3 protein-coding genes are annotated in these 3,449 nt (G+C 45.8%); all 3 read right to left on the bottom strand.

The features are described 5' to 3' along the window. Positions 1-255: 255 nt before the first annotated feature. Positions 256-1,074, bottom strand: coding sequence for a hypothetical protein (locus tag ACLFWI_RS28530; RefSeq protein ID WP_446415737.1), 819 nt, complete (start codon positions 1,072-1,074; stop codon positions 256-258). A gap of 181 nt (positions 1,075-1,255) precedes the next feature. Beyond that, entirely contained in the window at positions 1,256-1,951 is a 696-nt protein-coding gene (locus ACLFWI_RS28525) for a hypothetical protein (protein ID WP_446415736.1), read from the bottom strand. Beyond that, positions 1,948-3,449, bottom strand: a 1,502-nt coding sequence (locus ACLFWI_RS28520; protein WP_446415735.1) for an eCIS core domain-containing protein, incomplete at its 5' end; no start/stop codon positions are given. The genes ACLFWI_RS28520 and ACLFWI_RS28525, both read right to left, overlap by 4 nt.

Raw genomic sequence — 3,449 nt, 5'->3', positions numbered from 1 at the left:
CGCCCTCCCCACCGATAAATGAACAACAAAACCCGCCCTCCCCACCGATAAATGACAAAAAAAACCCCCCTGCCCCTTGATCGATTGTAGAGATATTGTAGACTACTGGACTAACACAGCTAAAAGGATGGATTAGACTTGTCGATTTTATGGGCGCACGCCATGCGCCCCTACGGTTTCTGGATGTAATTTTAATTCATCACCACGCCACTGCGCCCAAAACAGGATAAATAATACCCGATCGCAACCAAACGACTACTCCATGCGATCGCGAATCAATTTGGGGGTTTGCAGCTTTGTCCCCAGACTCGTACCCGCCGGATTAGGGTTGATCGGGGAGGTGCGCTTAAGCGGTACAACAATGCGCTCACGGTACAGGTTTGCCCGTTTTTGGATTAGCTCCTTTTCGTCGGGATGTTCGTAAACCACTGCACCTCTACTTTGCTCTGCCAAAATTTTGCAGGCAAAATAGTTTGCCATAAACCGATCCTGTTTAAACGTTGCTCCCGCTTGTGGGATATCTTTTTTCGCTGGATAATGTTCGGTTAATTCCTTGGGGCATTCTTGCAACCACTGCTCAACCCCTTGAGCATAAGCCCTCGCGACTTGCTCTTGACTAATCTGCCAAGTATCATCCTTGCGCCGTAGGCTAAATTTACCATAATGACCCACGGCTTGTACCTCTTTGGCGTCTTTTGCGATCGCGGATAAAATGTCACCCTGATTCAAAGGCGTGCCATCGGGATGGTTATGGGTGATGATTTGATCTATATGAGACGCTTTTCCTTTTGATGTTTTCGGTTTCTTAGGTGGGAATACTGGAATATTTGCCGCGTTATACCCAAAACGTTCGGTCTGTTTCAGTTGCGTCTGGATATCTGCGGTTTCCTTGGATGAAGCGGATGTCTGTTTGGGGGAACCAAAAGGGCGCGTCTGCAAGAGATTCGCTACAGGTAACTTAGCAAGTCTTGCTTGGATACCCTTCCCGAAGGAGCGCGTCTGTAACGAACTTGGTGCTGGGATAAACTCGTCTTCCCCAGACCTTTTTTTGCGGATTCGTCGCCGGATACCCATAACCCCCTCCAAATTTAACTGGAGATATACTTGACATATAGCACTAATTTGTGATTAAGTCAAATGCTCCGTGAATTAGGATAATTGAGGGGGAATTGAGAAAGACGCGATCGCACTTCTTAATTTAAGTCATTTTCCCCTAGCCATCACTACTTATTCAGCAGCCCCTAACTAGCTAGCTTCAATGGCGATCATCTTTGCCCAAAATGACCTGAAGCTGAATACGTTCCTTCTCAACTACCGATACAGGAACCTCTTCTAGGTTCGGTGTACTTCTTGAAGCTAACCTTCTTATTTGATCTTCGGAAACCTCTGCTTTTAAATCACTTATCGGATTGATACCAAACCAAGTTTGCGCTGGTTCACTGTCAACTGTAAGCTGGCTAGCTACTACTGCTTCTATTTCTACGCCGTTGACAATTTCTTCTTCCCAAAGAGATATTGGCAAACCTCGTAGCTTTAACTCAGCACCTGCCGGCAAAAGAAAAGCCTGGAAGTTGGCAGTTCCCAAGAAGCGACCAACTACAACACGCCCCTGACCACCAAGCTCAAATACTTCAACTGAATTGACACTGCCCTGCCCTAGAGGTGAAGAGGAGTCAAGTGTCGCTGGCAAGAGAAACCAACAGGGCTGGGCGTGATGGTTTCGCAATGTTACATCCATCAGCAAATCAACTATCGGTGGACGTCTGAATCTTCTCTCAATGAACTTTATCTCTACCGATGGCTTTGTCATAGGATGCTCCGATTTATATGATGATAAAACCACTTTCTTCTGGCTATCAACTTGTTTGAGAGGTGGCTGTGCTTTGCATACTTGAAATGTGATACCCACATAGATTACAAAGATACCAAATATTAATATATTGACTCTCATTGATTTCGTATTTCTTGAACTTTATTTGGATTTAATGCCAGACCTACACTGACCAAGAATCCTCCTTTTCTTGTTTGACCGCCTATTGTGTACTCTGGTGCATTCAAAATATCCTCTACTGTGACAGTGTCAGGAAACGTGCTTGATTCCGATTTGTATTCATCAGGAATTCGAGTTTTATACTTGTCGTAAAGGGATTGGTATGTATTGCCAGAGTTCTTTTCTGCCAAAACATCAGCCGCAAACCTTTCGAGTATTATCTGATAATCCCTTTCTGTCCGCATTGCATTATATGCCCGACTCATCTCATTTAGCATGTTTGCTTCAGTCACAGAAGACACCCCAAAGCCAGCCCAAAGTTGATTTCCTGGTGTCTCATCCATGCAGACAGCGTTCTCGCCTTGAAAGGCTCCTCCGGGATGTTTAAGCAAGTACTTGGGATGATTGTAAAAATAGTACCACTCACCTTTCTTAACAGGTCGATTGCCTGGTGTCCCTTTATTATTGTTTTTTGCCGCATCTGTACTATCAATTACCCCATCAGCCAGGGGTGTAACCCCTATATTGGGGCTAATACGCAACAACTTATTACCTGGAGGTTTGTTCGGCCACTCGGAGTAACGTTCATTAAACTTATCGTCACCGATCGCCGCACGCAACGTATCAATTTGAATCGCTATAAGAGCTGTTAAACACTCACCAATTGTTCCACCCGTGAGCCATCGCTTAATACCCTCTGACGCATCCGTCATAGGCTTGAGTTGCCAATCCATCCAGCCCAAACGTTCAAAGTAGTTTGGATCAGCATACCCATTCCAGTAATCGTCGTTCCATTTATCGGCATACTCCTTGTACCGTGAGTTGTTTACTGGATCTTGTTTGTACAACTGTGCCCTCCGCTGAAAGTTATGTGCATAATGAATTCCCGTATGAGCAGTTCCTCCCTGATTGATTGCATTAACTTGGTTTACGACATGTTCTCCCATCGCATCTTCAGTAGCTTCGATTTCTGGCTTACGCTGAATCGAAGCTGTCTGCTGAAGCACATGGGTAAATTCATGAGCCATCAACTCTTGCCCATCCTTACTCCCAGGATTATATTCCCCCTGGCGGAAGAAAACATCTTGACCCGTCGTAAACGCACGAGCCCCCACTGAGCGATTGAGGTGGTCAGCTTTGGAATCGGTGTGTATTTTGACCCCACTCAAGTCAGCCCCAAACGCTTGTTCCATTGGTTGGCGAACATCATCCGCAATTGGTTGTCCGCTACCTTTGGCGCTTGCGATAGACTGTTCTAGTTCTGGAGTCGCCGCCATTCCACCCCCACTTGACTTGCGTTGCACTAAGGGCTTCATTTGAAGTTCCTCTTCCTCTTCTGGCATCTCCTGACGTTGAATGGATTCAGCCAGAGGTTTGGTTTGAAGTTCCTCTTCCTCTTCTGGTATCTCCTGACGTTGAATGGATTCAGCCAGAGGTTTGGTTTGAAGTTCCTCTTCCT

Source organism: Coleofasciculus sp. (assembly GCF_046539235.1).
Taxonomy (GTDB): Bacteria; Cyanobacteriota; Cyanobacteriia; order Cyanobacteriales; family Coleofasciculaceae; genus Coleofasciculus.
Note: the sequence above shows the minus strand (reverse complement) of the source record. Positions and strands in the feature narration are given on the sequence as shown.